Here is a 5004-nt window from a genome sequence, read left to right on the forward strand (position 1 = left end):
TGCTGGCGTCGTATTTGGTCGAGACTTCGAGCAGACCGATCATGCCGGCCTGAATCAGGTCTTCGACCTGCACACTGGCCGGCAAGCGTGCCAGCAAGTGGTAGGCAATGCGTTTGACCAGTGGCGCGTAACGCTCGATCAACTCGTATTGCGCGTCGCGTGCCGACTTCTTGTAGTAATTCATACCGCTGGCGGTCATAGCACTGGTCCTGCCGTTTGCTGCACGAGGCGCTCGACGAAAAATTCCAGGTGGCCGCGCGGGTTCGCCGGCAGCGGCCAGGTGTCGACCTTCTGGGCGATGGCCTTGAACGCCAGGGCGCACTTGGAACGCGGAAAGGCTTCATAGACCGCACGCTGCTTCTGCACCGCCTTACGCACGCTTTCGTCGTAAGGCACGGCGCCGACGTATTGTAGGGCCACGTCAAGGAAGCGATCCGTGACCTTGGTCAACTTGGCGAACAGGTTGCGCCCTTCCTGCGGGCTCTGGGCCATGTTGGCCAGCACGCGGAAGCGGTTCATGCCGTAATCGCGGTTGAGCAGTTTGATCAGCGCGTAGGCGTCGGTAATGGACGTCGGCTCGTCGCAGACCACCAGCAACACTTCCTGCGCGGCGCGTACAAAACTGACTACCGAGTCACCAATACCCGCAGCGGTGTCGATCACCAGCACGTCGAGATTGTCGCCGATGTCGCTGAACGCCTGAATCAGGCCGGCGTGCTGCGCCGGGCTCAGGTGCACCATGCTCTGGGTGCCGGAAGCGGCCGGCACGATGCGGATCCCGCCGGGGCCCTGCAACAGGACGTCGCGCAGCTCGCAGCGGCCTTCGATCACGTCGGCCAAAGTACGTTTGGGGGTCAGTCCCAGCAGAACGTCGACGTTCGCCAGCCCCAGGTCGGCGTCCAGCAGCATGACCCGACGGCCAAGCTCTGCCAGCGCCAGAGACAAGTTCACTGACACGTTAGTCTTGCCGACGCCACCTTTGCCGCCGGTCACCGCGATCACCTGTACGGGATGCATGCTGCCCATGTTATTTCTTTACCTTGTCTTGCATAGACGGAGGCCACATTACTGGCTGCGCGTTCACAACCGGAACAATGCATGGCAGGCCATCGATGTAGGTACAAAAACTGTTCATGAATACCTCAGCCTACCTGCTTGGTCGGGCTGTGATAGATATCAGCGAACATGTCAGCCATGGCTTCTTCGCTGGGTTCTTCCTGCATTTGCACGCTGACGGCGCGGCTGACCAGCTGATGACGGCGCGGCAGATGCAGATCATCCGGAATCCGTGGGCCATCGGTCAGGTACGCGACCGGCAATTCATGACTGATCGCCAGGCTCAACACTTCGCCAAGGCTGGCCGTTTCATCCAGTTTAGTCAGGATGCACCCGGCAAGCCCGCAACGCTTGTAACTGTGATAAGCGGCGGTTAGAACCTGTTTCTGGCTGGTGGTTGCCAGCACCAGATAATTTTTTGAACGGATGCCGCGCCCGGCCAGACTTTCCAGCTGCATGCGCAGGGCCGGATCGCTGGCTTGCAGGCCGGCAGTATCAATCAGCACCACGCGTTTGCGCAGCAACGGATCCAGCGCCTGCACCAGCGACTGGCCCGGATCAACGTGCGTCACCGGCACATTGAGAATCCGCCCGAGGGTCTTGAGCTGTTCCTGTGCACCGATGCGGAAGCTGTCCATGCTCACCAGCGCCACGTTGTGCGCGCCGTATTTGAGCACATAACGCGCGGCCAGTTTGGCCAGCGTGGTGGTCTTGCCCATGCCGGCCGGGCCGACCATGGCAATCACCCCGCCCTCTTCCAGCGGCTCGACTTCCGGCACGGCAATCATCCGCGCCAGATGCGCAAGCAACATGCGCCAGGCCTGACGCGGCTCTTCGATATCGGTGATCATCGACAGCAGATCGCGCGACAGCGGGCCGGACAGGCCGATGCGCTGCAGACGGCGATACAGATTGGCCTGCGCCGGGCGGCTGCCTTGCAGCTGATTCCAGGCCAGGGTGCCAAGCTGCACTTCCATCAGTTCGCGCAGGCTGTTCAATTCGAAGCGCATCGAGTCCAGTGCACGCGGGTCGACACCGCCGGAGGACTGCGCAGGGGCCGGGGCCGGACGCGCCGGAGCGGCGTAGGCCGGCTCGCTCAAAGGTTCGGCAGCAGTCAGCGGCAGGCCGGCCGTCAACGGCAGCCCGGCGAACAACTGGCGATTGGTATTGCCGTCGGCTTCGCCACGCAGGCTCAGTTCGGCCTGGGCGGTGACGATGCGCGATTGGGTCTTGCGCAGCTCGTCTTCGAGTTCCATGTTCGGAACCCGAGGCGCCAGCGCCGACAATTTGTAATCCAGCGCCGCCGTCAGCTCGACGCCGCCGGCAATGCGGCGGTTGCCAATGATGGCGGCATCAGCGCCCAGCTCATCACGAACCAGCTTCATGGCCTGACGCATATCGGCGGCGAAAAAACGCTTAACTTGCATAAACCACTACCTCAGCCGTTGGGCCCTACTGTCGCAACGATGGTCACTTGCTTGTTGTCCGGAATTTCCTGGTAGGCCAGCACGTGCAATCCAGGGACTGCCAGGCGACCAAAGCGCGAGAGCATCGCGCGTATCGGGCCGGCTACCAAGAGGATCACCGGCTGACCTTGCATTTCCTGACGCTGCGCCGCTTCGATCAACGAACGCTGCAGCTTCTCGGCCATGCTCGGCTCCAGCAAAACGCCCTCTTCCGAGCCTTGTCCTGCCTTCTGCAGACTATTGAGCAATATTTGTTCCAACCTTGGCTCCAGGGTGATCACAGGCAGCTCGGACTCAGTGCCTACAATGCTTTGGACGATGGCGCGAGAAACGCCAACCCGGACCGCAGCCACCAATGCGGCGGTATCTTGACTCTTGGCAGCGTTGTTGGCGATGGCTTCGGCGATGCTGCGGATATCGCGCACCGGCACGTGTTCGGCCAACAGCGCCTGCAGCACCTTGAGCAGTTGCGACAGCGACACCACACCCGGCACCAGCTCTTCAGCCAGTTTCGGCGAGCTTTTGGCCAGCAATTGCATCAGTTGCTGCACTTCTTCGTGGCCAATCAGCTCACTGGAGTGCTTGTACAGAATCTGGTTCAAGTGAGTCGCGACCACGGTACTGGCATCGACCACGGTGTAACCGAGCGATTGTGCCTGCGCACGCTGGCTGATTTCGATCCACACCGCCTCCAGGCCAAAAGCCGGATCTTTGGCGTTGATCCCGTTGAGCGTGCCGTAGACCTGCCCCGGGTTGATCGCCAGTTCGCGATCGGGATAGATCTCGGCTTCGGCGAGGATCACACCCATCAGGGTCAGGCGATAAGCGCTCGGGGCCAGGTCGAGGTTGTCGCGAATATGCACGGTCGGCATCAGGAAGCCCAGATCCTGCGAGAGCTTCTTGCGCACGCCCTTGATTCGCGCCAGCAATTGCCCACCCTGATTGCGGTCGACCAGCGGAATCAGGCGATAGCCGACTTCCAGGCCGATCATGTCGATCGGTGTCACGTCGTCCCAGCCCAGCTCTTTGGTTTCCATGGCGCGGGCCGGCGACGGCAGCAGTTCCTGCTGGCGCTTGACCTCTTGCAGAGCCTGCACCTTGGCAACGTTCTGCTTCTTCCAGAACAGGTACGCGCCACCGGCAGCCAGCGCGGCCATGCTCAGGAACGAGAAATGCGGCATGCCCGGCACCAGGCCCATGACCGCCATCAGGCCCGCCGCCACCGCCAGCGCTTTGGGCGAGGCGAACATCTGACGATTGATCTGCTTGCCCATGTCTTCCGAACCGGAAGCACGGGTCACCATGATCGCCGCCGCTGTCGATAACAACAGTGATGGCAATTGCGCCACCAAACCGTCACCGATGGTCAGCAAGGCGTAAACCTTGCCGGCGTCGGCAAAACTCATGTTGTGCTGGAAGATACCAACGGCCATGCCGCCGATCAGGTTGATGAACAGAATCAGCAGGCCGGCGATGGCGTCACCCCGGACGAACTTGCTGGCACCGTCCATCGAACCGTAGAACTCGGCTTCCTGAGCAACTTCGGAACGCCGGGCCTTGGCCTGGTTCTGGTCGATCAGGCCGGCGTTGAGGTCGGCGTCGATCGCCATTTGTTTGCCGGGCATTGCGTCGAGGGTGAAGCGTGCGCTCACCTCGGAAATCCGCCCGGCACCCTTCGTCACCACGACGAAGTTGATGATCATGAGGATCGCGAACACCACGATACCGACCACGTAGTTACCGCCGATCACCACCTCACCGAAGGCCTGGATCACCTTGCCGGCGGCGGCGTGGCCGTCCTGACCGTGGAGCATCACCACCCGCGTCGACGCCACGTTCAGCGCCAGCCGCAGCAGCGTCGCCACCAGCAGAATGGTCGGGAACACCGCGAAATCCAGCGGCCGCAATGCATAGACGCAGACCAGCAGGACGACGATCGACAGGGCAATGTTGAAGGTGAAGAACACGTCGAGCAGGAACGGCGGCACCGGCAACATCATCATCGCCAGCATGACCAGCAGCAACAATGGCACGCCCAGATTGCCTCGACTGAGGTCGGCAACATTCGAGCGAGCAGTGTTGAATAACTGAGAGCGATCCACCGGTTTTCCCCGTTCCTTTAAAGCAAACTTTTGACGCCCAGAGCGGGCTCACGGCGGGTACTGCAAGAAGCTTTCCAACTTTTGCCAAGGATTGAAACAGAGAGGGAGGTGAACGCGACCCATGTAGGCCTTCACCTGCTCGCGATGAGGATTTTTCCAGTCAATACATTCAAACCAGACAGACCGCTATCGCGAGCAGGCGAAGGCCTACAGGGGAATGCATTCCAAATGTCAGATTGAAATGCAATCCAAATGTGGGAGCGAGCTTGCTCGCGAAGGGGCCCTTATGTTCGGCGCAAATTTCTTCATTTAAACGAAGGTGTTTAAAAGACACCTTCAGACACGTCTTACAGGCTACACATCCTTGCGCCATTGCCTAC

At 60.7% G+C, this 5004-nt stretch carries 4 protein-coding genes; all 4 read right to left on the reverse strand.

Annotated features, from left to right (window positions below; all coding sequences use genetic code 11):
• A partial coding sequence (locus tag DBR24_RS29820) for a sigma factor (RefSeq protein ID WP_305889160.1) occupies nt 1-199 on the reverse strand: 199 nt, incomplete at its 3' end.
• The gene (gene fleN, locus DBR24_RS29825; RefSeq protein ID WP_003222917.1) at nt 196-1026 is read right to left on the reverse strand and encodes a flagellar synthesis regulator FleN; all 831 of its coding nucleotides are present in this window, start codon (nt 1024-1026) and stop codon (nt 196-198) included. The genes DBR24_RS29820 and fleN, both read right to left, overlap by 4 nt.
• Before the next feature lie 116 nt (nt 1027-1142).
• Nucleotides 1143-2483, reverse strand: a complete 1341-nt coding sequence (gene flhF / locus DBR24_RS29830) for a flagellar biosynthesis protein FlhF (RefSeq protein ID WP_123465787.1) — start codon at nt 2481-2483, stop codon at nt 1143-1145.
• A gap of 11 nt (nt 2484-2494) precedes the next feature.
• A complete protein-coding gene (gene flhA / locus DBR24_RS29835; RefSeq protein WP_123465785.1) occupies nt 2495-4624 on the reverse strand; it encodes a flagellar biosynthesis protein FlhA in 2130 nt (709 codons plus the stop codon).
• Between the last annotated feature and the right edge of the window lie 380 nt (nt 4625-5004).

It is taken from the genome of Pseudomonas sp. HMWF006, assembly GCF_003061205.1.
Lineage (GTDB): Bacteria > Pseudomonadota > Gammaproteobacteria > Pseudomonadales > Pseudomonadaceae > Aquipseudomonas > Aquipseudomonas monsensis.